Raw genomic sequence first — 25,947 nt, forward strand, 5'->3', positions numbered from 1 at the left:
TGCGCTCGCTCACGCGGGGATACTGAAGCCGAGCGGTGCGGGGGCCGGTGCCGCGGCGGCCGCGATCCGGGCGGCGAGGGCCGCGTTGCGCAGGATGATGCGTACGTTGACCGCCAGGCTGCGGCCCTCTGTGCTGTCGTGGAAGTGGGCCAACAGGAACGGCGTGACGGCCTTGCCGGTGACCCCCTCCCGTGCCATGAGAGCCAGGCCCTCCGCGAGGGTGCGGTCGTGCAGTTCCGGGTCGAGCTGCTCGTCGGTGGGCAGCGGGTGCCCGAGCACCAGCGCGCCCGAGCTGACGCCCTGGGCCTCCCGGGCGGCCACGGCGGCGGCGACCTGCTCCGGGGTGTCCAGCCGCCAGTCGACGTCGAAGCCCCCGTCGGTGACGAAGAAGCCCGGAAAGCGGTGCGTGCCGTAGCCCGCGACGGCCACGCCCAGGGTTTCCAGGCGCTCCAGGGTCGCGCCCACGTCCAGGATCGATTTCACCCCTGCGCAGACCACCACGATCGGGGTGTGCGACAGCGCGGTGAGGTCGGCCGACTCGTCGAAGGTGACGTTCGCCTCCCGGTGGACCCCGCCCAGGCCGCCCGTCGCGAACACGCCGATGCCGGCCGCGGCGGCGACCGCGCTGGTGGCGGCGACCGTGGTGGCGCCGTCGGCCCCGGTCGCGGCGGCCAGGGCCAGGTCGCGTACGGAGAGCTTGGCGACGCCGTCCGCCCCGGCCAGGTGTTCGATCTGGGCGTCCTCCAGACCCACGATCAACCGGCCGCCGACCATGCCGATGGTGGCGGGCACCGCGCCGTTGTCCCGTACGGTCTGCTCGATCTCGCGGGCCACCCGCAGGTTGTCCGGGCGGGGCAGGCCGTGCGAGACGATCGTGCTCTCCAGGGCCACCACCGGGCGACCGTCGCGGCGCGCCCGGCTGACGTGGTCCCCGTACTGAATCGAGAAGTCGGTCACGATCGCTACGGTACGGGGCCACGCTGCTGCGTTGTCGTTGGACCGACCCTGGGTACTGGTGTCAGACTTGCGGGTTGGAGCACCTTCCGCGGTGACCGGGGGGCACGCGGTGGCAGATAGACGACTGGCAGGACTCTGGAAGGGCAGATGCCGTGAGCACGCAGATCTTGGAGCGCCCGGAAACGAAGGATGCCGACACTGGGCCGGAAATGTTCCACTACGTGCGCAAAGAGAAGATCGCCGAGAGTGCGGTCATGGGCACCTTCGTGATCGCGCTGTGCGGGGAAACGTTCCCGGTGACCAAGTCGCCGAAGCCCGGCTCGCCGGTGTGCCCGCAGTGCAAGGAGATCTACGAGGCGATGAAGAACTGATCGCGCTCGCTTTCGGCGCGGTGTCGTGACGGGCAGCTATGGCCTGCTCGTCGCGGACCTCATCGGCGTGGCCGTGTTCGCCGCCTCGGGCGGCTCCGCCGCGGTGGGCAAGCGCCTCGACCTGTTCGGTGTCGCGTTCGTCGGCTTCACCGCCGCCCTCGGTGGCGGGATCCTCCGTGACCTGGTGATCGGCGCGGTCCCCCCGCTGGCGTTCGCCGACTGGCGGTACGCGGTCACCGCCGTGGCGGCCTCGGTGGCCGTGTTCTGGCTGCATCCCCAGCTGTATCGGGTACGCCACACCGTCCTAGTGCTGGACGCGGCCGGGCTGGGGCTGTTCACGGTCACGGGCACCCTCAAGGCCCTGGATGCGCACGTACCGGCGGTCGGCGCCTGCCTGATCGGCATGCTCACCGCCATCGGCGGGGGCCTCGCCCGGGATCTGCTGACCGCCGAGATCCCCGTGGTGCTCCAGCGGGAGATCTACGCCATCGTCGCGCTGGGCGGCGCCATCGCGGTGACCCTGCTGGTCCGCTTCGGCGGCGCGAACCTGCTGACCCTGTCGGCGGCAGCGCTCGGCATGATCGGGGTACGGCTGGTCGCCCTGTACCGCCGCTGGTCCGCCCCGGTCGCCGCGCCACCATCCCTGCCGTAGCCGGCTCGGCGCCGCGGACCTACTGGCCGCCGGCCCGACCCGGTGACGGCCGGTCGCGGTGCCGGTGCCGCTCGTGGTGGCCCGGAGCCGTGGCCGCCGGTGTCGGTGGTCGCCGCTATGCTGAAGCCGCCTCCGCCGCCGTGCCGCCCGGGGGCGTTTTCATGAGTGGAGAGGACCACCGCAGCTTGAGCCCGCCCCTGCCGGATCTGGAGACGTTCCCGCCGCTGCGGGCATGGCAGCGCAAGGCCCTGGTGGAGTATCTGCGGCGCCGGACCCCCGACTTCACCGCGGTCGCCACGCCGGGCGCGGGCAAGACCACCTTCGCGCTGCGGATCGCCGCCGAGCTGTTGAACGACGGCACGGTCGAGGCGGTCACCGTGGTCTGCCCCACGGAGCATCTGAAGACGCAGTGGGCGAGCGCGGCGGCCCGCGTCGGCATCCAGCTCGACGCGGCGTTCCGCAACGCGGACGTGCACTCCGCCCGCGACTTCCACGGCGCGGTTCTCACGTATGCGCAGGTCGGCATGGCGCCCGCGGTGCACCGGCGGCGCACCATGACCCGCCGCACGATGGTCATCCTCGACGAGATCCACCACGCCGGCGACTCGCGGACCTGGGGCGACGGGGTCAAGGACGCGTTCGAGCCCGCCGAGCGGCGGCTCATGCTCACGGGTACGCCGTTCCGCTCCGACGACAACCCGATCCCCTTCGTGACCTACGAGCGCGGCGACGACGGCCTGCAGCGCTCCCACTCCGACTCGACGTACGGGTACGCCGACGCGCTGCGCGACGGGGTCGTCCGGCCGGTGATCTTCCTGGCGTACTCGGGGGAGACCCGGTGGCGCACCAGCGCGGGCGACGAGCTGGCCGCCCGCCTCGGCGAGCCGATGACCAAGGACCTGGTCGCCCAGGCGTGGCGCACCGCGCTGGATCACCGTGGCGACTGGATGCCCCAGGTGCTGCGCGCGGCCGACGCCCGGCTGTCCCGGCTGCGCGAGCACGGCATGACCGACGCCGGTGGCCTGGTCATCGCGAGCGACCAGCAGACCGCCCGGGCGTACGCGAAGCTGCTGGAGACCATCACGGGCGAGAAGCCCTCCGTGGTGCTCTCCGACGACCAGGGGGCCTCGGGGCGGATCGCCACCTTCGCGGATTCGGAGCAGCGCTGGCTCGTGGCGGTGCGGATGGTGTCCGAGGGCGTCGACATCCCCCGCCTGGCCGTCGGCGTGTACGCGACCAGCGCCTCCACCCCGCTGTATTTCGCCCAGGCGATCGGCCGGTTCGTCCGGGCCCGGCGCCAGGGTGAGACCGCCACGGTGTTCCTGCCCAGCGTGCCGCACCTGCTCGGGCTGGCCAGCGAGATGGAGGTCGAGCGCGACCACATCCTCGGCGCCCCCAAGGACCCGGACGGCCTGGACGACGCCCTCCTCGAACGCGCGCAGCGCGCGGAGGACGCCGCGGGAGAGCTGGAGAAGCAGTTCGAGGCGCTGTCCGCCACCGCCGAACTCGATCAGGTGATCTTCGACGGGGCATCGTTCGGCACCGGAGCCCGGACGGGCACCCCCGAGGAGGAGGAGTACCTCGGCCTGCCCGGCCTGCTGAGCCCCGACCAGGTGGCGCTGCTGCTGAACCGGCGGCAGTCCGAGCAGCTGGCCGAGCAGAAGCGGCGGGCGAAGGACGCCCCGGCGGTACCGCAGCCGCGCGAACCGGTGGTGCTCAGCGCGGGGGAGCGCCGGGTCGGCCTGCGCCGTCAGCTCAACACCCTCGTCGCGGCGCACCACCACCGGACGGGCCTGCCGCACGGCAAGATCCACGCGGAGCTGCGCCGGATCTGCGGCGGCCCGCCCAGCGCTCAGGCCACCATCGAGCAGCTGGAGGAGCGGATCGCCACGATCCAGACCCTCTGAGCCCGCGGGCACGACGGCAGGAAAGCGAACGCCCGGAGGCCAGAAAGCGAAACCGGCCTGAGATAGCGAAAGGGCGCCCCACACCGTGGGCGCCCTGTGTCGCTATCTGGGGGATAGATCAGTTGGAGCTGGACATCATGTCCGCACCGCGCCAGGCGAATTCCGGCTCGGCGGCGTACTGCACCGCGATCTTCACCAGATCCTCGGCGTAGCGGTTGGCGTGGTGGCCACAGAAGACCAGCTCACCACCCCCGGCGAGGGTCAGACGAAGTTTTCCGGCAGCGTTGCACCGGTCGCAGCGTTCATCGGCTGCTGGTCCTGCCATCGTCTCCGACGGCGGCGTGAGAGTCGGGGTCATCGCCTTCCTCCTCTGGTCGTCACCGATGAACATGTTCCTCGGCTACAGGTCACCCATCGTGCAACATCCTCGAGCGTTGCGGCCTTCCCGCCGTGGCCTGGGGGGACCCAGGTCACATGTTGTCCGGACAGTGTGCCGTGCCCCAAGGGTGCCACGTCAACGATCACTTCTGCACAACGGTCTGGTCACTACCCGACGATGTACCAGCGGTAACCGATGAGGCACGCACAGTTGAAAAGGATCTAGTCCAGGTAGTCCCGCAAGACCTGCGAACGCGACGGGTGTCGCAATTTCGACATCGTCTTCGACTCGATCTGCCGGATCCGCTCGCGGGTGACGCCGTACACCTGGCCGATCTCATCCAGCGTACGCGGCTGACCGTCCGTCAGGCCGAAACGTAGCCGAACCACTCCCGCTTCCCGCTCGGACAGGGTCTGCAGCACCTGCTGGAGCTGGTCCTGCAGCAGCGAGAACGACACCGCGTCGACCGCCACCACGGCCTCGGAGTCCTCGATGAAGTCGCCGAGCTGGCTGTCGCCCTCGTCGCCGATCGTCTGGTCGAGGGAGATGGGCTCGCGCGCGTACTGCTGGATCTCCAGCACCTTCTCCGGCGTGATGTCCATTTCCTTGGCCAGCTCTTCCGGGGTGGGCTCGCGGCCCAGGTCCTGGAGCAGCTCACGCTGTATGCGGCCGAGCTTGTTGATCACTTCGACCATGTGCACCGGGATGCGGATGGTGCGGGCCTGGTCGGCCATGGCGCGGGTGATGGCCTGGCGGATCCACCAGGTGGCGTACGTGGAGAACTTGTAGCCCTTGGTGTAGTCGAACTTCTCGACCGCGCGGATCAGGCCGAGGTTGCCCTCCTGGATCAGGTCGAGGAAGGCCATGCCACGCCCGGTGTACCGCTTGGCCAGCGAGACGACGAGCCGCAGGTTCGCCTCGAGCAGGTGATTCTTGGCCCGCTCGCCGTCACGGGCGATCCAGCGCAGGTCGCGCTCGAACGTACGGTCGAGCTTCTCCTCGCCCTCCTCGTACGCCCGCAGCCGCTCGGCGGCGTACAGGCCCGCCTCGATCCGCTTGGCGAGCTCGACCTCCTGCTCCGCGTTCAGCAGGGGGACCTTGCCGATCTGCTTCAGGTACGCCCGGACGGAGTCGGCCGATGCGGTCAGCTCGGCGTCGCGACGCGCCTGCTTGAGCGCCTCGGACTCCTCGTCGTCCCACTCGAAGTCGCCGTCGGTGGCGGAACTCGCCGCGTCGGAGGCGGCGGCCTGCACCATCGCGGCCGGCTCCTCGACCACGACGTCCTCGATCTCGGCGGCCAGCTCCTCGGGATCGATCTCCTCGCCCTCGACCGGCTCTTCCTCGCCGGGGGCGGCGGCCTTGGTGGCCTTCGTGGCCTTGGTCGCCTTCGCGGGGGCCGGGCCGGTCTTCGGGGCGGCGTCGGCCGCCTTGCGCGCGGCGGCCGTCTTGCGGGCCGGAGCGGCGCCCTCGGCGGCCTTGCGCGCGGGAGCCTTCTTGGCCGGGGCCGGCGCGGCGGCACCCTCCTCGGTGGCGGCCTGCTTCGGTGCGGGCGCGGCGGCCTTCTTGGCCGGGGCGCGAGTGGCCTTGGCGGTGGTCGCCTTCGACGCCGGTGTGGCGGCGCGGGCGGCGGCGACCCGGCGCTTGGTGCTCGCGGAGCCGTCGACCACGACCGTGACGCCGGCGTCCACGAGGGCGCGCAGAATCTTCTTGGCCTGAGCCGGTGTCACCTCTGCGGACTCGACCGTCTGCACGACCTCGGCCGACGTGATCTGCCCGCCCGCGCCCTGCGCATGCGCGATGAGAGCCTCGGTGAGGGAGCGAACGTCGGCACCGGTCTGGTGGGCTTCTGTCACGAATGACCTTCCGGAGGCGATGAGGTTGAGCGCGGCCGTATGCCCGGCGCAGCACGGCAACGGGGCTGGCCAGTGTGGTGTGGGGACCCCCGTGACGCAGACCGGCCGGCGGGCGACTGTCCGTGAAAGCGTGGGCAGGGGTGAATTGTAGCGCCGTCGTCCGGGAAGTTTCCGCCGCAGCACGCCAGGGACCCTGCGGCGGGGGTCGGCCGGGCGCCGCCGGGCGGGTGGCCGAGAATGATGACGGCGGAAAGGGCGGGCAAACGTGGCACAACAACCGGCGGCATCGATCGCCGACGACCTCCTCGCGATCGCCGTCCGAGTGGCGCGTGACGCCGCCGCGACCGCCCGCCGGATGCGGGCCGACGCGATCACGGACGTGCAGACCAAGAGCACCGACACCGACGTCGTGACGGCCGCGGACCGGGCGGTGGAGCGGCAGGTCGTCGAGGCGCTGCGGCGCGAGCGGCCGGGTGACGGGGTGCTTGGCGAGGAGTACGGCGACTCGGCAGTGCCCGCCCCGGGCGCGGTCCGCTGGATCCTCGACCCGATCGACGGCACGGTGAACTATCTGTACGGCCTGCCGCAGTACGCGGTCTCGCTGGCGGCCGAGGTGGACGGCGTGGTACTGGCCGGGGTCGTCCTCAACGCCGCCACCGGCGACGAGTGGACCGCGACCCGCGGCGGGGGCGCCTGGCGCGACGGTCGCCGGCTGAGCGGGTCGGTGCGGACCACGCTGCAGCAGGCGCTGGTCGCCACGGGCTTCGGGTACGACGCGGCGCGCCGGGCGCATCAGGGCGCGGTGCTGGCCGGGCTGATCACCCGGGTGCGTGACATCCGGCGCTTCGGTGCGGCCGCGCTCGACCTGTGTCTGGCCGCGGAGGGCGCCGTGGACGCGTACTTCGAGAAGGGGCTGAATCCGTGGGACCACGCCGCCGGTGGCCTGGTCGCGACCGAGGCGGGGCTGTGCGTGTCGGGGCTGCACGGCGCGCCGCCGGGTGAGCGGATGCTCGTCGCGGCACCGCCCGCGCTGTTCGACCCGCTGCACGACGCGCTGGTCAAGCTGGACGCGGCCGGCGGTCCCTGATCAGGCTGCCCGACCTCGGCGGCCCCTGAGCCGGGGCCGGGCGGTCACTTCTTCTTGGCCGGCGCCGGGCAGGAACCCGGCGGAGCCTCGGGCTGTCCCACCTCGATCAGGGACTGGTTGACCTCGGTCGAGGTGGCCAGCTGCCGGAAGCCGCTGCCGACCACGATGTCGATCACCGCACCCTTGCGCTTCGCGTTGTACTCCAGCTCGGCCTGATCGAGGAAGTACGCCCGCAGCAACTGCACCGCGCCCACCGCGTCCGGTCCATACCGCAGCACGGCGACGTCGGTGACCCGCTTCTTGTCCTCGTCCGGCTTCAGAACCGTGAACTTCCGGTTCTTGAAGTCGTTCGTGACATTCTCGGCCAGACCCGCCGTTGATGTCCCGTTGAGTACCTTTATGGTTACTTCGCTAGGATCATTCGGCAATGCCAGGTTCGCCATCACGGATCCCGGCGGGCACTTGTCGCCGGCCACCGCGCCGCCCTGGGTGTCGCGCACGAGCGCGACGATGACGAAGACGATCGCCGCGGCGGCGAGGGCGCCGATCACGACGAGCGCTCGGACGCGCGCAAAGCTCATGGGGCAGGCTCCCGTTAGGTGGTACGACACATGGCTCGATCGCCGTCCGGCGGCGGACGGCTCTGCGGTGAGGTTAGCGTCTGACTTCCAGGAGCGGGGAAACAGGGAATGGCTCCGGCGCGCCGACGATGATCCACGGCCGCGTACCCCTACTTTGATGTCGCCTCAGTCACATCGGGAACAATTGTCCGTCCATGCGCGTACAAGCCCGTCGCGAGAGCGGTAACGTACCGCGCTCGCCGGGGCAGTTTCGCGAGGGGCGGGGGCGCCTCGGCCGCGGTCGCTCCCACTGTTCGCGAGAGCAGCGCAAATTCGACCACGGGAACCGGGAACCAGAACGACGTCGCGGGCGTTACTAACGCCAAGCGACACATCGATACAGGAGAGTGAAGACCGATGGCCACCGACTACGACGCTCCGCGTCGCGATGAGGTCGACCTCGGCGAGGACAGCCTCGAGGAACTCAAGGCCCGCCGCGCCGACTCTCAGTCCGGCGCAGTGGACGTCGACGAGGTGGAGGTGGCGGAGAGCTTCGAGCTGCCCGGCGCCGACCTCGCCGACGAGGAGCTCACCGTCAAGGTGCTGCCGATGCAGACCGACGAGTTCCGCTGCGCTCGCTGCTTCCTCGTGCACCACCGCAGCCAGTTGGCGGTGGAGCGTAACGGGGAACTGATCTGCCGCGAGTGCGCCTGACGGCCACCCGCACCGCCCACCACCCGGCCGCCCGGAAGGCGGTCGGGCGTCGTACCGATCCCTGAGGACGACGATGACCGAGCCCGAGCACCCGGCGGCCGCCGGTTCCGAGCCGCCTGCCCCCACGCAGGCCACCCCCGAGATCGGCGACGCCGTGGCCGCGATCGCCGACGGGGACCTCGAACCGGGCCACCGGCGCCGGTTGATCGGCCGGCTCGTGCACGACGTCCGGCGCATGCCGGGCCGCATCTGGCACCCGCGCGCCGTCCTGCGCTGGATGACGGACGCGGTCGCCGACATCGCCCCGCACATCCCCGTACGTGATCTGGCCACCCTCCGACGGCACCTGCCCGGCCTGGACGACGAGGCCCTCGCCGAACGCCTCATCCGCAACGCCGCCCGGGCCACCGCCGGGGTCGGCGCCACCGGCGGCGGCCTGGCCTCCATCGAATGGGTGGCCACACCCACCCTGCTGTCCGCGCCGGTCCTGCTGGCCGCCGAGACCGTCGCGGTCGTCGCCGTCGAGCTGAAGCTCGTCGGCGAACTCCACGAGGTGTACGGCCGCCCCATCACCGGCAGTCCCGCCCAGCGCGCCGGCGGGCTCATGCAGGCCTGGTCGCAGCAGCGCGGCGTCAACCCGCTGACCACCGGCGCCGGCGTCGGCACCGTGCTCGGCACGGCCGCCCGCAAGGACCTGCAGACCACCCTGCTGCGCCGGTTCGGGCGCAACCTCACCACCTTCGGCCCGATGCTCACGGGCGCGGCCGTCGGCGCGTACCTGAACCGCCGGGCCACCCGCGCCCTGGGCGAGAAGGTGCAGCGGGACCTGCGCCGCGGCGAACCGCCTCGCTCCTAGGCCCGTTACCGGCGCTTCGCGCCTTCGGTGGCGGCCAGCAGGGCACTCGCGAGCTCGACCGGGCGGCGGGTGCTGACCACCCAGAACGGCGTCGGATCGCCCGGATCGTCCAGCAGCACCTGCACGGCACCACCGACCCACGGCCGCTGCACCACGAACGCCAGCGGATGCGCACCGACGCCCAGCGCCTCCCGCTTGCCGTCCGCGTCCAGCGCCACCACGTCCGCGATCACCGCCAGCGGCAGCCGGGCGTCGTCGACCTGGAACTCCGCGTCGGTGACCGCGACCCGCAGCCGCCCGAGCCAGACCAGCAGCGCCGCGCACAGCGGCAGCACCACGACGAACGGCACCCAGGCCCGCAGGCCCGGTCCGCCGAGCCAGATCTCGGCCGCCAGGATCGCCGCCACCGCCAGGGCGGGCGGCCACGCCCACCACGGCACGGTGAGCCGCTCGGCGTACCGGGGTCGCGACGTCGCCGTGCTTGCGGCAGGCTCGGGTGTCACGCTGGTGAGGGTACGGCGCGCCTGCCCGGCCCGGCACGGCAGGATGGGGCAGGGTTGTGGCGCCCGCGACGGGCCACCCGAGCCGCACGAGGCAGGCCGTACGAGACAGGATGAACGACGTGACCGAAGCTGTGGACGTGCCGGTCCTCCGGCTCGACCCCGACCTGCCGCTGCCGGCGTACGCACACCCGGGCGACGCGGGCGCCGACCTCTGCGCCGCCGTCGACGTCACGCTGGCCCCCGGCGAGCGTGCCCTCGTGCGTACCGGGGTGGCGCTGGCGCTGCCGGACGGGCACGTGGGCCTGGTGCATCCGCGGTCGGGGCTCGCGACCCGCCTCGGCGTGACCGTGCTCAATGCGCCCGGTACGGTCGACGCCGGCTACCGCGGCGAGATCATGGTGAATCTCGTCAACCACGACCCGGCCCGCACCGCGCGGATCTCGCGCGGCGACCGGATCGCTCAACTGATCGTCCAGCGGGTGGAACGCGCCGTGTTCCGCGCCGTCGAGGAGTTGCCAGAGACCGCGCGCGGCGCGGGCGGGCACGGCTCGACCGGCGGGCATGCGGCCCTGCCCGCGCAGCAACGCCGGTGAGGCAGCAGCGTCGGTGAACCGGACCCGGACGGGTCCGGCAGGCTTGGAACGGAAGGTGGCAAGGCAGATGTTCTCCCGCAGCAAGGGGGGCCCCAAGCACGTGCGCCGCGCGGACGCGCCGCGCTCGGCGGCGCTCGCCCAGAGCATGTCGGCCGAGTCCGAGGGGGCCGCGCCCGAGCGCGGCCCGTGGGACGCCGCGTACGCCCCCGAGGGGGTGCAGCGGCTCGACCTGGGCAGCCTGCAGATCCCGGCGGTGGACGGGGTCGAGGTGCGGGTCCAGGCGAACCCGGAGGGCGGCGTCGAGCAGGTCGTCCTCGTGGTGGGCGAGAGCGCGCTGCAGCTCGGGGTGTTCGCGGCGCCGCGTACCGAGGGCATCTGGAACGAGGTGCGCGCGGAGATCGCCGAGGCGATGGCCGCCGACGGCGTCCGGCCGCAGGAGGTCGACGGGCCGTACGGCACGGAGCTGCTGGCCCGGGTGGAGACCCCGCAGGGCCCCGCCGACGTGCGGTTCGTGGGCGTGGACGGGCCGCGCTGGATGGTGCGCGGGCTGTACCAGGGCCCGGTCGCCACCGACCCCAGCCTGGAGGGCGCCCTGGGGCAGTGCCTGGAGGGGCTGGTCGTGGTCCGGGACGCCGAGGCGCGGCCGGTCCGTGAGGCGCTGCCGCTGCGGCTGCCGCAGGAGATGGCCGAGCACGCCCAGCAGCACCTCGCGGACGGGGCCGACCCCACCCCTTGATTCGCCGTGCCGGTGGGGCATATCGTCGCGGCCCCCGGTCGGGCAGGCCGTGCTGTCTGGGCCTGCCCTCGTGGCCCTCGCTGCGCTCGGTGCGCTCGGTCAGGCCGTGCTGTCTGGGCCTGCCCTCGTGGCCCTCGCTGCGCTCGGTGCGCTCGGTTAGGCCGTGCTGTGGTGACGGAGGTCACCCGTGGCGGTTCCGGCGTACGGTGGACGCGGGCCTCGGGCCCACACTGTGCCGTCCCACCGGGTCGTCGAGGAGAGGTGACACGTCGGGCCATGGCGACCAACGAACGCACGACCGGCGGCCTACGCCGGTTCTTCGAGCGCTTGACCGCCTCCGAGGCGGAGCTCGACGCACAGGAGCTGCAGCGCGACTCCGCCAAGTGCGGGGCCGTGCTGGCCGACCAGTGCCGCCGCGGGCAGATCGTGTCCGTGTCGGGGCGACTGCGCACCGTGGCGTACACTCCGCGCACCAACCTCCCGACGCTGGAGGCCGACCTTTACGACGGCAGTGACGTGGTCACGCTGGTCTTCCTGGGGCGGCGCGCCATCGCCGGGATCGAGCCGGGCCGGCAGCTGACCGCGCGCGGCCGGATCGCCATCCGCGACGAGCGCAAGGTGATCTACAACCCGTTCTACGAGCTGGAGGCGCCCCGGTGACACCCGGCAGCGAACCCCGTCACGCCGCACCGCGCGAAGGGGTGGAAGATCGCGTTGCCGAGGAGGTCGTGGAGGCGCTCAACCTGCACCCTGTCACCGAGGAAGTCGCCGAGGAGCTGAGCCTGCTCCCCGGCGCGGACCATGCAGAGCCCGCCGCGGAAACGCCCGCGGAGCCGCCCGCCGAGGGCGAGGAGCCGCTGCCGACCATGTCGGAGCAGATCGCCGAGCAGCTCGGCGGGATGCGCGGCCTGATCGAGTCCAGCGTGCCGGTGCTGGCGTTCGTGCTGCTCAACTTCATCGTGGGGCTCGACGCGGTCGGCCTGCCGGAGGACTCCCGCACCGGGCTGTACATCGCGATCGGCGGCGCGGTGGGCACCGCGGTGGCCATCGCGATCTACCGGCTGGCCCGCCGCGAACCGATCCGGCACGCGATCAACGGCCTGGTCGGCATCGCGCTGGGCGCGTATCTCGCGGCCCGCTCCGGGCACGCCAAGGACTTCTACCTGCCGGGCATCCTGATCACGCTGGGCCAGGCCGCGCTGCTGCTGCTCTCGACGGCGTTCCGCCGCCCGATCATCGGGTACGTGTGGGCCGTGATGGCCAACAAGGGCAAGCACGACTGGTTGGAGAACAAGCGCCTGCTCGGCACGTTCCAGTGGCTCACGGTCGCCTGGGCGGTCTCGCTGATCGTCCGGGGCGGCGTGCAGGCAGTGCTCTACTGGCTGGACCGCCCCGACCTGCTCGGCGTGGCCCGGATCTTCCTGAGCTGGCCCATCTATGCCGGCATGCTGGCGCTGACGGTGTGGGCCGTGCGCCGCGCGACCCGGGCGGAACGCGCGGCGCAGGCCACCGCCTGATCCGTTACTCGCCGCGGGGCGCGGCGTCGGTGCCCAGCACCACCGCGCGGACCGCGTCCTCCACCTCTGTCGTACACACGAAGATCAGCTCGTCGCCCGCCTCCAGCGGGTCGTCCGGGGTGGGCACCAGCACCCGCTTACCGCGCAGCACCGCCACCAGCGCGGCGTCGCGCGGCATCGGCACGGACCGCACCGGCTGCCCCACGTACGGGGCGTGCGCGGGCAGGGTGATCTCCACCAGGTTCGCCTCGCCCTGCCGGAACGTCATGAGCCGGACCAGGTCGCCGACCGTGACGGCCTCCTCGACCAGCGCGGCCATCAGGCGCGGCTTGCTGACCGCCACGTCGACGCCCCACTGCTCGGTGAACAGCCACTCGTTCTCGGCGCGGTTCACCCGGGCCACCACCCGGTTGACGGCGAACTCGGTCTTGGCCAGCAACGACACCACCAGGTTGGCCTTGTCGTCACCGGTGGCCGCGACGACCACGTCGCAGTTGGCCACCTCGGCCTCCTCCATGCTGGTCAGCTCGCAGGCGTCGGCGAGGACCCACTCCGCCTCGGGGACCCGTTCCGGGCGCAGCTGGCGGGGCTGGCGCTCGATCAGCATGACCTGGTGGCCGTTGCCGATCAGCTCCTGCGCGATGGACCGGCCCACGTTGCCGGCCCCGGCGATCGCGATGCGCATCAGTGCCCTCCCACCCCGGCGCCGGACGCGATCTTCAGCACGTCGCCGACCGTATCGTCGGTGACCAGCACGAACACCTGGTCACCGTCCTGCAGCACCATCGACGGGTTGGCCAGCGAGCCGATGCCGAACCGCATCAGGTACGCCACCCGCGCCCCGGTCGCCTCCTCCAGCGCCTTGACCGTCTTGCCGATCCAGTCCCGGTGCAGCGGCGCCTCGACGATGGATACCGCGCTGGTGGGGTCACGGAACACCTCGACCGTGCCCTCGGGCACCAGATGGCGCACCATCCGGTCGGCGGCCCACCGGATGGTCGCCACCGTCGGGATGCCGAGCCGCTCGTACACCTGGGCGCGGCGGGCGTCGTAGATCCGGGCCACCACCCGGGGCACGCCGTACGTCTCGCGGGCCAGGCGGGCCGAGATGATGTTCGAGTTGTCGCCGCTGGACACGGCCGCGAACGCGTCGGCGCGCTCGATGCCCGCCGCCGTCAGCACGTCACGGTCGAAGCCGATGCCGGTCACCGTGATGCCCTTGAAGTCACCGCTGAGCCGCCGGAACGCGTCGGCGTTCTGATCGATGATGGCCACGGAGTGTCCGCGCGCGTCGAGGTTGTGGGCGAGGGTGGAGCCGAGCCGGCCGCACCCCATGATCACCACGTGCACTGTTGGCACCTTCCCGCTGAGTTCGTACAGACCAGAGCGTGCCATGCGGCGTTGCCGCGCGGACGACGGGGCGGCATACGGCGTACGCATGGCGCCCGTACGCTTGGCGCTTGTGGCAAGACCGACTTCTCTCGTCAAGCGGCTGCTGGTGGGCCGGCCGTTCCGCTCCGACCGGCTGCAGCACACGCTGCTGCCCAAGCGGATCGCGCTGCCGGTGTTCGCCTCCGACGCGCTCTCCAGCGTGGCCTACGCGCCCGACGAGATCCTGCTGACGCTGTCCATCGCGGGCGCGAGCGCCTACGCGCTCTCGCCCTGGGTGACCCTCGCCGTCGCGGTGGTGATGGTCACCGTGGTCGCCAGCTACCGCCAGAACGTGCACGCCTACCCGTCCGGCGGTGGCGACTACGAGGTGGCCACGGTCAACCTCGGCCCCCGGTACGGCGTCGCCGTGGCGAGCGCGTTGCTGGTCGACTACATCCTCACCGTGGCGGTGTCCACGGCCGCCGGGGTGAGCAACCTCGGCTCTGTCGTGCCGTTCGTGGCCGAACACAAGGTCGGCATCGCGCTGCTGGCGATCGGCCTGCTCACCTCCATGAACCTGCGCGGGCTGCGGGAGTCGGGGACGGCCTTCGCCATCCCGACGTACGCGTTCATCATCATCATCGTCGGGATGATCCTCACCGGGCTGGTCCGGATCTTCGTGCTGGGTCAGGACCTGAAGGCGCCCAGCGCGACGCTGGTCATCTCGGCCGAGGAGAGCCACCTGGACAGCTTCGCATTCGTGTTCCTGCTGCTGCGGACGTTCTCGTCGGGATGTGCCGCGCTGACCGGTGTCGAGGCCATCTCCAACGGCGTGCCCGCGTTCAAGCCGCCGAAGAGCCGCAACGCGGCCACCACGCTGCTGCTGCTGGGCTCCATCGCGATCGTCATGCTGGTCGGGATCGTGCTGCTGGCCCGGGCCACCGGACTGCAGTACGTCGAGGACGCGTCGCAGATCCTGTCCGGCCCGCCCGGCTACGTGCAGAAGACCGTCACCACGCAGCTCGGCGAGGCGGTCTTCGGCAACGGCTCGTTCCTGCTCTACCTGGTCGGCGCGGTGACCGCGCTGATCCTGTTCCTGGCCGCGAACACGGCGTTCAACGGTTTCCCGGTGCTCGGCTCGATCCTCGCCCAGGATCGCTACCTGCCCCGGCAGCTGCACACCCGCGGTGACCGGCTGGCGTTCTCCAACGGCATCGTCTTCCTGGCCATCGCGGCCGCCACCCTGGTCGTGGCGTTCCAGGCCGAGGTGACCCGGCTGATCCAGCTCTACATCGTCGGCGTGTTCGTGTCGTTCACGCTGTCGCAGGCGGGCATGATCCGGCACTGGAACCGGCTGCTGCGCACCCAGCGTGACCCGAACGTGCGCCACCGGATGCACCGGTCCCGGGTCATCAACACGTTCGGGATGTTCATGACCGGCACGGTGCTGATCATCGTGCTGATCACCAAGTTCCTGCTCGGCGCCTGGATCGCCATCGCCGCGATGCTGGTGATCTACGTGATCATGCTCGGCATCCACAAGCACTACACGCGGGTGTCGCGGGAACTGCAGCCGACCGAGGAACGGCCCGTCCTGCCGTCGCGCAACCACGCGGTCGTGCTGGTCAGCAAGGTGCACATGCCGACGCTGCGGGCGCTGGCGTACGCGCAGGCCACCCGTCCGGACACGTTGACCGCCGTGACGGTCAACGTGGACGACAAGGACACCAGGGGCCTACAGGAGGAATGGGAGCGGCGGCAGCTGCCCGTGTCGCTGACCGTGGTGGACTCGCCGTACCGGGAGATCACCCGGCCGATCATCGACTTCGTCAAGAGCGTCCGGCGCAAGTCGCCGCGCGACGTGGTCACGGTCTTCGTGCCGGAGTACGTCGTGGGCCGCTGGTGGGAGCACCTGCTGCACAACCAGAGCGCCCTGCGGATCAAGGGCCGTCTGCTGTTCGAGCCGGGCGTGATGGTGACCAGCGTGCCGTGGCAGCTGGCCTCCAGCCAGGACAAGGACCTGGAGCGGCTGGACCGGGACCTGACCCGGGCCCCGGCGCGCGGCCCGCGCTTCGGCAGCGCCGAGGCGCCGACGTCGCCCGCGGTCCCGGCCGGCCACCCGGTCGCCGCGGTCGGCGACCCGTCCACCGAAGAGCGGCAGTGACCCTGCCCGGCCGCGATCTGCCCGGCGACGACATCGTCGAGGGCGACCGGATCGAGGTGCGGGTGGGCGCGCCCGCGCACGGTGGGCACTGCGTCGCCCGGCTCGGCGGCCCGCACGGTCGCGTGGTGTTCGTGCGGCACGCGCTGCCCGGTGAGCTGGTCACGGCCGAGGTGACCGAGCTGCACCGCGGCTATCTGCGAGCCGACGCCGTGCTCGTGCACGAGCCCTCGCCCGACCGGGTCGACCCGCCGTGCCCGTGGGCCCGGCCGGGCGCCTGCGGCGGATGTGATCTCCAGCACGTCGCGGAGCAGGCGCAGCGGGACTGGAAGGCGGCCGTCGTGCGCGAGGCCCTCACCCGGATCGGCCGTCTGCCCGAGGACGTCGTCGACGCGCTCGGCGTGCGGGTGGAACCGCTGCCGGGCGGGCCGCTCGGCTGGCGCACCCGGGTGCGCTACGCGGTCGACGCGGCCGGGCGGGCCGGTCTGCTGCAGCACCGCTCGCACCAGGTGGTGCCGATCGACCGCTGCCGTATCGCCCACCCCCGGCTGCAGGACCTCGACGTCACCACCCGCCGCTGGCCCGACGCTTCCGCGGTGGAGGTGGTGGCCTCCACCGGCGGCGACGTGAGCGTGGCCGTGCGGCGGGCGGAGGGCGCCCCCCTGCCCCCCGACGACCCGGCCACCGACGACCCGGCCGCGGACGGCCCTGGCGCCGACGTCCCGGACACCGACGTCCCGGGCGGTGTTGCCTCCGGTGGTGGCCGTATGTCGCGCACCGGTCCGGCGGTGGTGCGGGAGGTCGCGGCGGGCCGGGACTGGCAGGTGCCCGCCGAGGGCTTCTGGCAGATCCACCCGGCCGCGGCGGACACCCTGGTCGCGGCGGTGCTGGACCTGCTGAGCCCGGCGCCGGGCGAGATCTCCTGGGATCTGTACGGCGGCGCGGGCCTGTTCGCCGCGGCGCTGGCCGAACGCACCGGGGCGCGGACGACCGTGGTCGAGTCGTCGCCGACGGGGGTGGCGGCGGCCCGCGCGAACCTGGCCGATCTCAGCGGCGTGGAGGTCGTCACCGCGAAGGTGGACGTGGCGCTGGCCCGGCGCCGGGTGACCGCCCCGGTGGACCTGGTGGTGCTGGATCCGCCACGGACCGGCGCCGGCGCCAGGGTGGTGCGGGCGGTGGCGGCCGCGCGGCCGCGGGCGGTCGCGTACGTCGCCTGTGACCCCGTGGCGCTGGCTCGGGACGTGGCCACCTTCGCCGAGGCCGGGTGGCGGCTGGCGCGGCTGCGGGCGTACGACTGCTTTCCGATGACGCAGCACGTCGAGTGCGTGGCGCTGCTGCTACCGGGCTAGCCGCTCACCGCCGCGGGATCGGCGGGTGTGCTGGGCTCCCGGCGTACCGTCGCGGTTGGTGGAGTCTTCGCCGCGGCCGTCGGCGGCGGCGGTGTCGTCCGTGTAGTTCTGCTCGTCGAAGGGGCGTTCACCGGCAAGGACGGCCTGCGCCTGTGCCCTGTCGAACTCGTGCGTCCAGGTGCCGACGAGCACCGTGGCGACCGCGTTGCCGGCGAAGTTCGTCAGCGCCCGGGCCTCGGACATGAGCCGGTCGATCCCGACGATGAGCCCGACGCCGGGCACCAGGTCGGGACGGTGGCTCTGCAGGCCGCCCGCGAGGGTCGCCAGGCCCGCGCCGGTGACCCCGGCCGCGCCCTTCGACGCGATGATCATGAAGAGCAGCAGCCCGATCTGCTGGGTCACGGTCAGCGGCTTGTCCAGCGCGTCCGCGATGAACAGCGACGCCATCGTGAGGTAGATCGCGGTGCCGTCGAGGTTGAACGAGTACCCGGTCGGCACCACGATCCCGACGACCGGGCGGCTCACCCCGAGATGTCCCATCTTCGCGATGAGTCGGGGCAGCGCGGACTCCGACGACGAGGTGGCCAGGATGAGCAGGAACTCGCGGGCCAGGTAGCGCAGCAGCCGGAAGATCGACACCCGCGAGACCAGCCACAGCAGCGGCCCGAGCACCACGAACACGAACAGCAGGCAGGTGGCGTAGAACGCGGCCATCAGGCTGGCCAGGCTCTTGAGCGCGTCGATTCCGGTCGCCCCGACCACGGCGGCCATCGCGCCGAACGCGCCGATCGGCGCCAGCCACATGATCATCGCGAGGACCCGGAAGACCAGGCGCTGCAGCACCGTGATGGCGCGGACGACCGGCTCGCCGCCCGGCCCCAGGGACTGCACCGCGAAGCCGATCAGCAGCGACACCAGCAGGGTCTGCAGCACCTGCGAGCCGGTCAGGGCGGAGAAGAGCGTGGTCGGAATGATGCCGAGCACGAAGTCGACCCCGGACGCGGCGTGGTCCGCGGCCTGCGCCTGGCCCGCGGCGGCCAGCTTGTCGCTGAGGTGCAGACCCGTGCCGGGGTGCAGGAGGTTGCCGACGATCAGCCCGATCGTCAGCGCGACCGTCGACATGATCATGAAGTACAGCAGGGCGAGCCCGCCCACCTTGCCGACCCGGGCGGCCCGGCGGATCGAGCCGACCCCCAGCACGATCGTGCAGAAGATCACCGGAGCGATCATCATCTTGATCAGGTTCACGAATCCGGTGCCGAGCGGGCGCAGCGCGACGCCGACGTCGGGCCAGAGCAGCCCCACGGCCACGCCGAGGACCATGCCGACCACGACGGAGACGTACAGCACGTGGCTGCGGTCGCGGCGGCGGGGCGCGGGCTGATCCGGTACGGCATCGATGGTCATGGTTATCTTCATACCGGTTCCTGTGACTGGCTTCACCCCGGCCGCGAGCGGTTGTGTAGGTTCGGTGTGGGTTCGGTCTACGTCCGTGCAAGATGCATGCGCGGCTGCCGGCCGTGGATACACTGACCCCTCATGAGCGAGACACTTCCGCCGAACGCCGGACTCATCGCGGGCATCACCGGCCCCGGGGACCTGCGGCGACTCAGCACCGAGCAGTTGACCCTGCTCGCGGCCGAGATCCGTGACTTCCTGGTGGCGAAGGTGTCCCGTACCGGCGGGCATCTCGGGCCGAACCTGGGCGTCGTCGAGATGACCCTCGCGATGCACCGTGTCTTCGACTCGCCCCGCGACAAGATCCTCTTCGACACGGGCCACCAGGCGTACGTGCACAAGATCGTCACCGGCCGGCAGGGCGGCTTCGATCTGCTGCGCCAGCGCGGCGGGCTGTCCGGCTACCCCAGCCAGGCGGAGAGCGACCACGATCTGATCGAGAACTCGCACGCCTCCACAGCCCTGTCGTACGCCGACGGCCTGGCCAAGGCGTTCACGCTGCGCGGCGAGGACCGGCACGTGGTGGCCGTGGTCGGCGACGGGGCGCTCACCGGCGGCATGTGCTGGGAGGCGATCAACAACATCGCCGCCAGCGGGAACCGCCTGGTCATCGTGGTCAACGACAACGGCCGCTCGTACGCGCCCACGATCGGCGGGCTCGCCGAGCATCTGTCCACGCTGCGGCTCAACCCCGGCTACGAGCGCGTCCTCGACCTGGTCAAGGACGCCCTCGGCTCGACACCGATGGTCGGCAAGCCGATGTACGAGGTGCTGCACGCGGTCAAGCGCGGCATCAAGGACGCGGTCAGCCCGCAGCCCATGTTCGAGGACCTCGGTCTCAAGTACGTCGGCCCGGTCGACGGCCACGACATCCACGCCATGGAGTCGGCGCTGCGCAAGGCGAAGGGCTTCAATGCCCCGGTGATCGTGCACGCCGTGACCCGCAAGGGCTACGGCTACCGCCCGGCCGAGGAGGACGAGGCCGACTGCCTGCACGGCCCCGGCGCGTTCGACCCGCGGACCGGCGCGCTGACCGCCGCCCCGTCGGTGAAGTGGACCCACGTCTTCGCCGAGGAACTCGTCGCGATCGCCGACGAGCGCCCGGAGATCGTCGGCATCACCGCCGCGATGGCCGAGCCCACCGGCATCGCCACCCTGGCCAAGAAATACCCGGAGCGGGTGTACGACGTCGGCATCGCCGAGCAGCACGCCGCCACCTCGGCGGCCGGCCTGGCCATGGGCGGCCTGCACCCGGTCGTCGCGGTGTACGCCACGTTCCTCAACCGGGCCTTCGACCAGGTGCTGCTGGACGTGGCCATGCACCGGCTGCCGGTGACCTTCGTGCTCGACCGGGCCGGGATCACCGGGCCCGACGGCCCCAGCCACTACGGCATCTGGGACATGAGCGTGTTCGGGGTCGTGCCGGGGCTGCGCATCGCGGCGCCCCGCGACGCCGCCACCCTGCGCGAGGAGCTGCGCGAGGCGGTTGCGGTCGACGACGGCCCGACGATCGTCCGGTTCCCGACCGGTTCGGTGGCCCCCGAACTGCCCGCGCTGCGCCGCGTCGGCCAGGTCGACGTGCTGCGCGAGGACCGCTCCCGCGGCGACGTGCTGCTCGTCGCGGTCGGCGCGTTCGCCCAGCTGGGCATGGAGGTGGCCGAGCGGGTGGCGGGCCAGGGGTACGCGGTCACGGTCGTCGACCCGCGCTGGGTGCGCCCCGTACCGATCGAGCTGGCCGGACTGGCCGCGGAGCACCGCCTGGTGGTGACGCTGGAGGACGGCATCCGCGCCGGCGGCGTCGGCGACGCGGTGGCGAGCCTGCTGCGCGACGCGGGTGTCGACGTGCCGCTGCGTGACTTCGGGGTGCCGCCGGGCTTCCACCCGCACGGCAGCCGCGCCGAGATCCTCACGGCCCTGGGGCTCACCGCGCAGGACATCGCGCGCGACGTCACCGGCCACATCTCGGGCCTGCAGGAACGCGCGACGGAGATCCAGCCGACCTCCTGAGACGCGATCTCAGCCCGATTCATCGACGACGCCCGGCCGCGCCCACGGCGGCCGGGCCACGTGCAAGTTGCGGATGTGGCCCCGGGTTTGCGCGGAATGTGCCAGGTGAGCCGGGAACCCGGGCCGGCCGTTATCTGGTCGTTATCTTTGGGTGATGGGGGCGGAGACCTTCGGCGGCGCGGTCGTCATCGACCTCGGCCTGGCGCGCGGTGAGCCCGAGACGTACGCCGCGCCGACGCGCTCGACCGTGCCGGCCTGGCTCGGGCCCCTCATCACGGCCCTGCTCGTGCTGTGGTGCGCCACCGCGTCCGCCGCACCGCCACCACCGGTCCTGTCACCCCTGCTGAACCTGCCCGTCGGTCCCGCCGACTCGTACCTGGTCACGGACGCCGGGCAACTGCTGGCCCAGAACCTCGGCGGCCTCAGCATGTACGACCTCTCCTCGGGGCGGCTGCGCTGGCGCACCGAGCCCGCCGCACCCACCTACCGGCTGCGCATGGCCAGCGGGCTCGTCCTGCTGCGGCCCTGGAGCGCCGGGCTCACCGGTGTCGGCGATCCCGGCACCACGGCGGTGGCGCTGGCCGACGGCGACGCCCGGTGGCGCCGTACGGGAAACGTGGTCACCCTGGCCGGGTCCGGCGCGCTGCTGGCGGTCGCCGGGGTGCGCAGCCTGTCCGGACCGGGCCGGCGGGTCGAGGGCTCCATCGACGCGCTCGACGTGGTCACCGGCGCGACCCGCTGGCGGGTGCAGATCCCGTCCACCGCTGTGCTGCTGGGCGTGCCGGCGCTCGGGGACGTGCCGCCGCGGATGCTGCTCGTGCACGACGACCGCACGGCCGCCGTGCACGACCTGACCACCGGGACCCGGCTCACCGCGGCCACGCTGCCGCCCGCCGACTACGGGCCCGACAACCCGGCCGTCGTCGGCGGGCTGGTGCTGCTGCGCCACCCGGGTACGGCGGGAAACGTGGTCTCCGCGTACGACGCCGTGACGCTGACGCGGCGGTGGACCCGCCCGGCCGGGGACGCGTTCGAGATCCGGGCATGCGGCTCGCTGACCTGCCTCGTGGGGCCGGACGGGGTGCGAGCCCTCGACCCCGTCGACGGCACCCAACGGTGGTACCGGCCGGACTGGCGCGGCGTGGAGCAGCGCGGTGCGGTGATGCTGGCGTACGCGGCACCCGAGGGGACCATCGAGACCGTGGGCCTGATCGACCCGGCGACCGGGCGGGTGCTGGCCGACCTGCACGGCTGGCGCCCGCTGACCGGCACGGGCGGCGGACAGCGGGTCGTCGTCACCCACGCTGAGCAGGCCGGAGCCCGTACCATGGTCGCCGTCGCCGCCCCCGGCGACGCACGACCCCGCCTGCTGGCCGTCCTGCCGGCCGGCACCGGCGACTGCCAGGCAGCGCCCGCCCGGCTGGTCTGCCGCTCCACGGCGGGCGAGCTGATCGTGTGGGCGTACCGGCAGAAGGGGTGAGTGTGGCGCTGATCGAGCTGAGCACCGATCCGGCCGCTCCGCCCGCCCCCGCCCGCCCGGCCCTCCGCCGCCACCGCCGCCTCGGCCTCGCCCTCGCCGCCGTGCTGGCGCTGGCCCTGGCCGGGGCGGTCCCCGCCGCCGCCGTCTTCTGGCGGCGCGCCGGTGTGGTGCCGCTGGCGTCGGCCGCCGACTTCCAGGTGGCAGGCGGGCGGTTGTACACCTTCGACGTGGTCGACGGGCGCCGGATCACCTCGGCGTGGACGATGCGGCCGCTGCGGCGGCTGTGGCGGACCGCCACCACGGCCGACGACGCGCCGGGCGGGACGCTGCAGGGCGGCAGCTCGGTGCAGATCGCCGGCGACCACGTGCTGCTGCGCGCCGGGCAGGCCACCACCGTCCTGGACGCCCGCACCGGCGCGGTGCGGTGGATCTCGCCCGTGCCGGTCCTGCCGCTCACCGACGACATCGGCCTGGTGCAGGCCGAGCAGTTCCGGCCCGGCACCGAGTACGACGAATCCTCCGGCGCTCCCGGCGCCCTGTACTTCTCCTCGTCCGGGCAACCGCACACAGAGCCACCCGAGGTGACCGAGCTGCGCGGCGTCGACCTGACGACCGGACGCGCCCGCTGGTCGGCGCGGTTCCCCGGCTCGATCTACCCCGCCCGGACGCGGGGCCGGGTCGCCGGCGTGGTGGTGATGGCCTCCGGACGGCTCTCGCTGCGGGCCGCCGACTCCGGCGCGGTGCTGCGCGAACAGTCCCTGCCCCGGATCCCCGGCGCCATGTCCTGGGGTGACGTGGTCGGCGACCTGCTGCTGGTCCGCCAGGCCGCCGGCGACGACGGCACGGTGGTCACCGCGTTCGCGATGGACACGCTGGCGCCGCGGTGGCGGCGCACCGAACCCGCCGACGCCGGGAACTCCGCCACCTGCACCGGCCTGGCCTGCGAAAAGGCGCACTCCCGCCTGGTGGTGCTCGATCCGGGTACGGGCCGGCCGCGCTGGCGCACCACCGGCGACGTCGACCTGCAGACCGGCGCGGGGTACGCGGTGGAGGTCCAGAGTGGGCGCAGCCGCCCGCTGCGCGCGGTCGACCCGGCCTCCGGGATGCCCGTGGTGGACCTGAGCGCGTGGCAGGCGTTCGCCACCGGGCCCGCGCCCGCCCCGCTGGTGCTGGCCCGCCGCGAGGCAGGGCAGGGCACCGCGTTCGGGGTGCTGCTGCCGGGGCGGCGGGTGGTGCAGCCGCTCGGTGAGTCCCGGACGGCGCTCACCGACTGTGCGGCCGACACGCGGTTCGTCGCCTGCCGGGCTTCGGCGGGCGTCGAGGTGTGGGCGTACTCGGCCTGAGGGGTGGCCGGGCCCGAGGGCAGTAGCCTTCCCCTTACGGCTGTTTCACGCGCCGGCCAGCAGGCTGGGCGCGGCCGTGGAGGACGTACGGAGGACCCGGGTGCGCGTGCTGGTGGTGGAAGACGAGCGGAACCTCGCCGACGCGATCGTGCGAGGGCTGCGCCGCAAGGGCATGGCGGTGGACGTCGCCTACGACGGGCTGTCCGGCCACGAGATGGCGTACGTGACCCGCTACGACGTCGTCGTGCTCGACCGGGACCTGCCCGGCATGCACGGCGACGAGATCTGCGCCGCGCTGGTCGCCTCGGGCGCACTGACCCGCGTGCTGATGCTGACCGCCAGCGGCACGGTCGCCGACCGGGTCGAGGGGCTGCAACTGGGCGCCGACGACTACCTCTCCAAGCCGTTCGCTTTCGACGAGCTGGTCGCCCGGGTGCAGGCGCTCGGACGGCGGGCCACCCCGGCCGCCCCGCCGGTGCTGACCGTGGGCGACCTGGTGCTGGACCCGGCCCGCCGGGTGGTCACCCGCGGCGGCGCCACCCTGGACCTCACGAACAAGGAGTTCGGCGTCCTGGAGGAGCTGCTCAAGGCGCGCGGCGGGGTGGTGTCCAGCGAGCAGCTGCTGGAACGTGTCTGGGACGCGAACACCGACCCCTTCACCACCACCGTACGGGTGACCATGATGACGCTGCGTAAGAAGGTCGGTGAGCCGCCGCTGATCGAAACCGTGGTCGGCGCCGGATACCGGGTGCCCGATCCCGTCACCGTCGCGCCCGCCGGTGGCACGCCGTGACGGTGTACCTGGGCCGCAACCGCGACCGGATGCGGCTGCGCCCCACCCTGCGACTGCGGCTCACCCTGCTCAACGGCATCCTGCTCATCGGCGCGGGCGCCGTACTCGTGCTGCTGGCCTGGCTCCTGGTCGGCGACGCCCTGCACCCGGCGGACGAGCTGCGCGAGGGCACCCAGGTGGTGATGTCGGACGGCAGCACTCGCGACGCCCGCGCCTGGCAGACCGAACTGGTCGAGAGCGCGTCGGCGGAACTGCTGGCCAAGGGCCTCGTCGCCCTGTTCGCGATCGGCCTGATCGGGGTCGCGGGGGCATACGCCGTCGCCGGGCGGGCGCTGCGTCCCCTGCACAACGTCACCGCCACCGCCCGCCGCCTCGGCGAGGAGACCCTGGACCAGCGCATCGGGTACGAGGGCGCCGACGACGAGGTGGCCGAGCTGGCGCGCACCTTCGACGCGATGCTGGACCGGCTGGGCGGGGCGTTCGAGGCGCAGAAACGGTTCGTGGCCAACGCGTCGCATGAACTGCGCACCCCGTTGGCGGTGATGCGTACCGAGATCGACGTGACGCTCAGCGACGACGAGGCCGACGTGGCCGAGTACCGGCGCATGGCCAAGGTGGTCCGCAACGCCTCCGAGCGCGCCAACGGCCTGGTGGACGCGCTGCTCGTCCTGGCCCGCAGCGAGGCGCAGTCGGGACGGCGGCTGGTCCGGAAGGTGCCCGCCGACCTGGCGACCAGCGTCTGCAACGCGCTGTCGGCCGTACGCGCGGAGGCGGAACGGTTGAAGCTGGAGGTCACCACGGACCTGAAGCCCGCGCCCGTGGTCGGCGATCCCAGCCTGCTGGACCGTCTCGCCGGGAATCTCATCGAGAACGCGATCCGCTACAACCACCTGCTCGGCAAGCTGTGGCTGCGCACCGAGACCGTGGACGGGCAGGCGCGGCTGATCGTGGGCAACACCGGCTACGAGGTGGAGCCCGCGGACGTACCGGGCCTGTTCGAGCCGTTCCGCCGGGGCGGCTGGGAGCGCACCGGCTCCCGTGGCTCGGGGCTGGGCCTGTCGATCGTCCGCGCCGTCTGCGACGCGCACGGCGGCACGGTCTCCGCGGTGGCGAATCCCGGCGGGGGGCTGGAGGTCACGGTCAGCCTGCCGGGCGCGGATTCGACGCCGGTCGTGGCGGCGTCGGCGGCCGTCCCCCGTACCGGCAACCTCGGCATCGCCCCGTCCTAGTCGCGCCGCCATGGGTGCGCCGATCTTGAAGAGTTCGGGTTCGGAGCTGACCCGAACTCTTCAAGATCGGG

25 protein-coding genes are annotated in these 25,947 nt (G+C 72.6%); 17 read left to right on the forward strand and 8 right to left on the reverse strand.

Translation table 11 applies throughout. From position 1 onward, the window contains the following. Positions 1-9 precede the first annotated feature (9 nt). Positions 10-957, reverse strand: coding sequence for a pseudouridine-5'-phosphate glycosidase (locus ACMCNN_RS06235; protein WP_412745208.1), 948 nt, complete (start codon positions 955-957; stop codon positions 10-12). A 152-nt stretch (positions 958-1,109) separates the two neighbouring features. Here ACMCNN_RS06235 and ACMCNN_RS06240 point away from each other — a divergent pair, with 152 nt between their 5' ends. The 3 genes from ACMCNN_RS06240 (at position 1,110) to ACMCNN_RS06250 (ending at position 3,887) form a co-directional block, all read left to right on the forward strand. Beyond that, a complete protein-coding gene (locus ACMCNN_RS06240) occupies positions 1,110-1,328 on the forward strand; it encodes a DUF3039 domain-containing protein (protein WP_412745209.1) in 219 nt (72 codons plus the stop codon). 25 nt (positions 1,329-1,353) lie between these two features. After that, positions 1,354-1,980: a trimeric intracellular cation channel family protein gene (locus ACMCNN_RS06245; RefSeq protein WP_412745210.1), complete on the forward strand. Its 627-nt coding sequence runs from the start codon at positions 1,354-1,356 to the stop codon at positions 1,978-1,980. 161 nt (positions 1,981-2,141) lie between these two features. Beyond that, positions 2,142-3,887 carry a DEAD/DEAH box helicase gene (locus ACMCNN_RS06250; protein ID WP_412745211.1) on the forward strand — a complete coding sequence of 582 codons (1,746 nt, stop codon included), beginning with the start codon at positions 2,142-2,144 and terminating at the stop codon, positions 3,885-3,887. A gap of 118 nt (positions 3,888-4,005) precedes the next feature. Here the strand turns inward: ACMCNN_RS06250 and ACMCNN_RS06255 are convergent, their stop codons facing one another. Beyond that, positions 4,006-4,245, reverse strand: coding sequence for a hypothetical protein (locus tag ACMCNN_RS06255; RefSeq protein ID WP_130513132.1), 240 nt, complete (start codon positions 4,243-4,245; stop codon positions 4,006-4,008). 242 nt (positions 4,246-4,487) lie between these two features. Further along, positions 4,488-6,119: an RNA polymerase sigma factor gene (locus ACMCNN_RS06260; RefSeq protein ID WP_412745212.1), complete on the reverse strand. Its 1,632-nt coding sequence runs from the start codon at positions 6,117-6,119 to the stop codon at positions 4,488-4,490. A 265-nt stretch (positions 6,120-6,384) separates the two neighbouring features. Here ACMCNN_RS06260 and ACMCNN_RS06265 point away from each other — a divergent pair, with 265 nt between their 5' ends. Further along, complete coding sequence (locus ACMCNN_RS06265) at positions 6,385-7,206, forward strand: inositol monophosphatase family protein (protein ID WP_412745213.1); 822 nt, start codon at positions 6,385-6,387, stop codon at positions 7,204-7,206. Positions 7,207-7,250: 44 nt separating this feature from the next. On the opposite strand, the gene ACMCNN_RS06270 is transcribed toward ACMCNN_RS06265, so the two are convergent. Further along, positions 7,251-7,787 (reverse strand): LytR C-terminal domain-containing protein, encoded by a 537-nt coding sequence (locus tag ACMCNN_RS06270; RefSeq protein ID WP_412745214.1) that lies wholly within the window; start codon positions 7,785-7,787, stop codon positions 7,251-7,253. Between the two features lie 396 nt (positions 7,788-8,183). Between ACMCNN_RS06270 and ACMCNN_RS06275 the strand changes: the two genes are divergently transcribed. After that, positions 8,184-8,480 carry a DUF4193 domain-containing protein gene (locus ACMCNN_RS06275; protein ID WP_023561654.1) on the forward strand — a complete coding sequence of 99 codons (297 nt, stop codon included), beginning with the start codon at positions 8,184-8,186 and terminating at the stop codon, positions 8,478-8,480. A gap of 73 nt (positions 8,481-8,553) precedes the next feature. Beyond that, the gene (locus tag ACMCNN_RS06280; protein ID WP_412745215.1) at positions 8,554-9,336 is read left to right on the forward strand and encodes a hypothetical protein; all 783 of its coding nucleotides are present in this window, start codon (positions 8,554-8,556) and stop codon (positions 9,334-9,336) included. A gap of 5 nt (positions 9,337-9,341) precedes the next feature. Here ACMCNN_RS06280 and ACMCNN_RS06285 read toward each other — a convergent pair whose 3' ends face one another. Further along, a complete protein-coding gene (locus ACMCNN_RS06285) occupies positions 9,342-9,839 on the reverse strand; it encodes a DUF3093 domain-containing protein (protein WP_412745216.1) in 498 nt (165 codons plus the stop codon). Positions 9,840-9,949: 110 nt separating this feature from the next. On the opposite strand from ACMCNN_RS06285, the gene dut reads away from it, so the two are divergent. The 4 genes from dut to ACMCNN_RS06305 all read left to right on the forward strand — a co-directional run bounded on the left by dut (position 9,950) and on the right by ACMCNN_RS06305 (position 12,685). Continuing rightward, the gene (gene dut / locus ACMCNN_RS06290) at positions 9,950-10,432 is read left to right on the forward strand and encodes a dUTP diphosphatase (RefSeq protein ID WP_412745217.1); all 483 of its coding nucleotides are present in this window, start codon (positions 9,950-9,952) and stop codon (positions 10,430-10,432) included. Positions 10,433-10,499: 67 nt separating this feature from the next. Next, positions 10,500-11,168 carry a DUF3710 domain-containing protein gene (locus ACMCNN_RS06295; RefSeq protein ID WP_412745218.1) on the forward strand — a complete coding sequence of 223 codons (669 nt, stop codon included), beginning with the start codon at positions 10,500-10,502 and terminating at the stop codon, positions 11,166-11,168. Between the two features lie 276 nt (positions 11,169-11,444). After that, the gene (locus tag ACMCNN_RS06300; RefSeq protein ID WP_412745219.1) at positions 11,445-11,828 is read left to right on the forward strand and encodes an OB-fold nucleic acid binding domain-containing protein; all 384 of its coding nucleotides are present in this window, start codon (positions 11,445-11,447) and stop codon (positions 11,826-11,828) included. Positions 11,829-11,950: 122 nt separating this feature from the next. Beyond that, complete coding sequence (locus ACMCNN_RS06305; protein WP_412747081.1) at positions 11,951-12,685, forward strand: DUF3159 domain-containing protein; 735 nt, start codon at positions 11,951-11,953, stop codon at positions 12,683-12,685. 4 nt (positions 12,686-12,689) lie between these two features. Here the strand turns inward: ACMCNN_RS06305 and ACMCNN_RS06310 are convergent, their stop codons facing one another. Together ACMCNN_RS06310 and ACMCNN_RS06315 are read right to left on the reverse strand one after the other, a co-directional pair. Beyond that, the gene (locus ACMCNN_RS06310) at positions 12,690-13,370 is read right to left on the reverse strand and encodes a potassium channel family protein (protein ID WP_412745220.1); all 681 of its coding nucleotides are present in this window, start codon (positions 13,368-13,370) and stop codon (positions 12,690-12,692) included. Beyond that, complete coding sequence (locus ACMCNN_RS06315) at positions 13,370-14,035, reverse strand: potassium channel family protein (RefSeq protein WP_412745221.1); 666 nt, start codon at positions 14,033-14,035, stop codon at positions 13,370-13,372. Before ACMCNN_RS06315 ends, ACMCNN_RS06310 begins: the two co-directional genes overlap by 1 nt. Positions 14,036-14,147: 112 nt before the next feature. Between ACMCNN_RS06315 and ACMCNN_RS06320 the strand changes: the two genes are divergently transcribed. Together ACMCNN_RS06320 and ACMCNN_RS06325 are read left to right on the forward strand one after the other, a co-directional pair. Continuing rightward, on the forward strand, positions 14,148-16,220 hold the full coding sequence (locus tag ACMCNN_RS06320) for an APC family permease (RefSeq protein ID WP_412745222.1): 2,073 nt from the start codon (positions 14,148-14,150) through the stop codon (positions 16,218-16,220). After that, complete coding sequence (locus ACMCNN_RS06325) at positions 16,217-17,566, forward strand: class I SAM-dependent RNA methyltransferase (protein WP_412745223.1); 1,350 nt, start codon at positions 16,217-16,219, stop codon at positions 17,564-17,566. Before ACMCNN_RS06320 ends, ACMCNN_RS06325 begins: the two co-directional genes overlap by 4 nt. Here the strand turns inward: ACMCNN_RS06325 and ACMCNN_RS06330 are convergent. Further along, complete coding sequence (locus ACMCNN_RS06330; protein ID WP_412745224.1) at positions 17,555-18,973, reverse strand: cation:dicarboxylate symporter family transporter; 1,419 nt, start codon at positions 18,971-18,973, stop codon at positions 17,555-17,557. The two genes, ACMCNN_RS06325 and ACMCNN_RS06330, sit on opposite strands and share 12 nt — an antisense overlap. Before the next feature lie 132 nt (positions 18,974-19,105). On the opposite strand from ACMCNN_RS06330, the gene dxs reads away from it, so the two are divergent. The 5 genes from dxs (at position 19,106) to ACMCNN_RS06355 (ending at position 25,876) form a co-directional block, all read left to right on the forward strand. After that, the gene (gene dxs, locus ACMCNN_RS06335) at positions 19,106-21,031 is read left to right on the forward strand and encodes a 1-deoxy-D-xylulose-5-phosphate synthase (protein WP_412745225.1); all 1,926 of its coding nucleotides are present in this window, start codon (positions 19,106-19,108) and stop codon (positions 21,029-21,031) included. Positions 21,032-21,185: 154 nt separating this feature from the next. Beyond that, entirely contained in the window at positions 21,186-22,511 is a 1,326-nt protein-coding gene (locus ACMCNN_RS06340) for a PQQ-binding-like beta-propeller repeat protein (RefSeq protein WP_412745226.1), read from the forward strand. Between the two features lie 2 nt (positions 22,512-22,513). Further along, complete coding sequence (locus ACMCNN_RS06345) at positions 22,514-23,854, forward strand: PQQ-binding-like beta-propeller repeat protein (protein ID WP_412745227.1); 1,341 nt, start codon at positions 22,514-22,516, stop codon at positions 23,852-23,854. A 100-nt stretch (positions 23,855-23,954) separates the two neighbouring features. Beyond that, the gene (locus tag ACMCNN_RS06350; protein WP_412745228.1) at positions 23,955-24,647 is read left to right on the forward strand and encodes a response regulator transcription factor; all 693 of its coding nucleotides are present in this window, start codon (positions 23,955-23,957) and stop codon (positions 24,645-24,647) included. 29 nt (positions 24,648-24,676) lie between these two features. Further along, positions 24,677-25,876 (forward strand): sensor histidine kinase, encoded by a 1,200-nt coding sequence (locus ACMCNN_RS06355; protein ID WP_412747082.1) that lies wholly within the window; start codon positions 24,677-24,679, stop codon positions 25,874-25,876. Positions 25,877-25,947: the final 71 nt, after the last annotated feature.

The organism is Krasilnikovia sp. MM14-A1004, assembly GCF_047159485.1.
Lineage (GTDB): Bacteria > Actinomycetota > Actinomycetes > Mycobacteriales > Micromonosporaceae > Actinoplanes.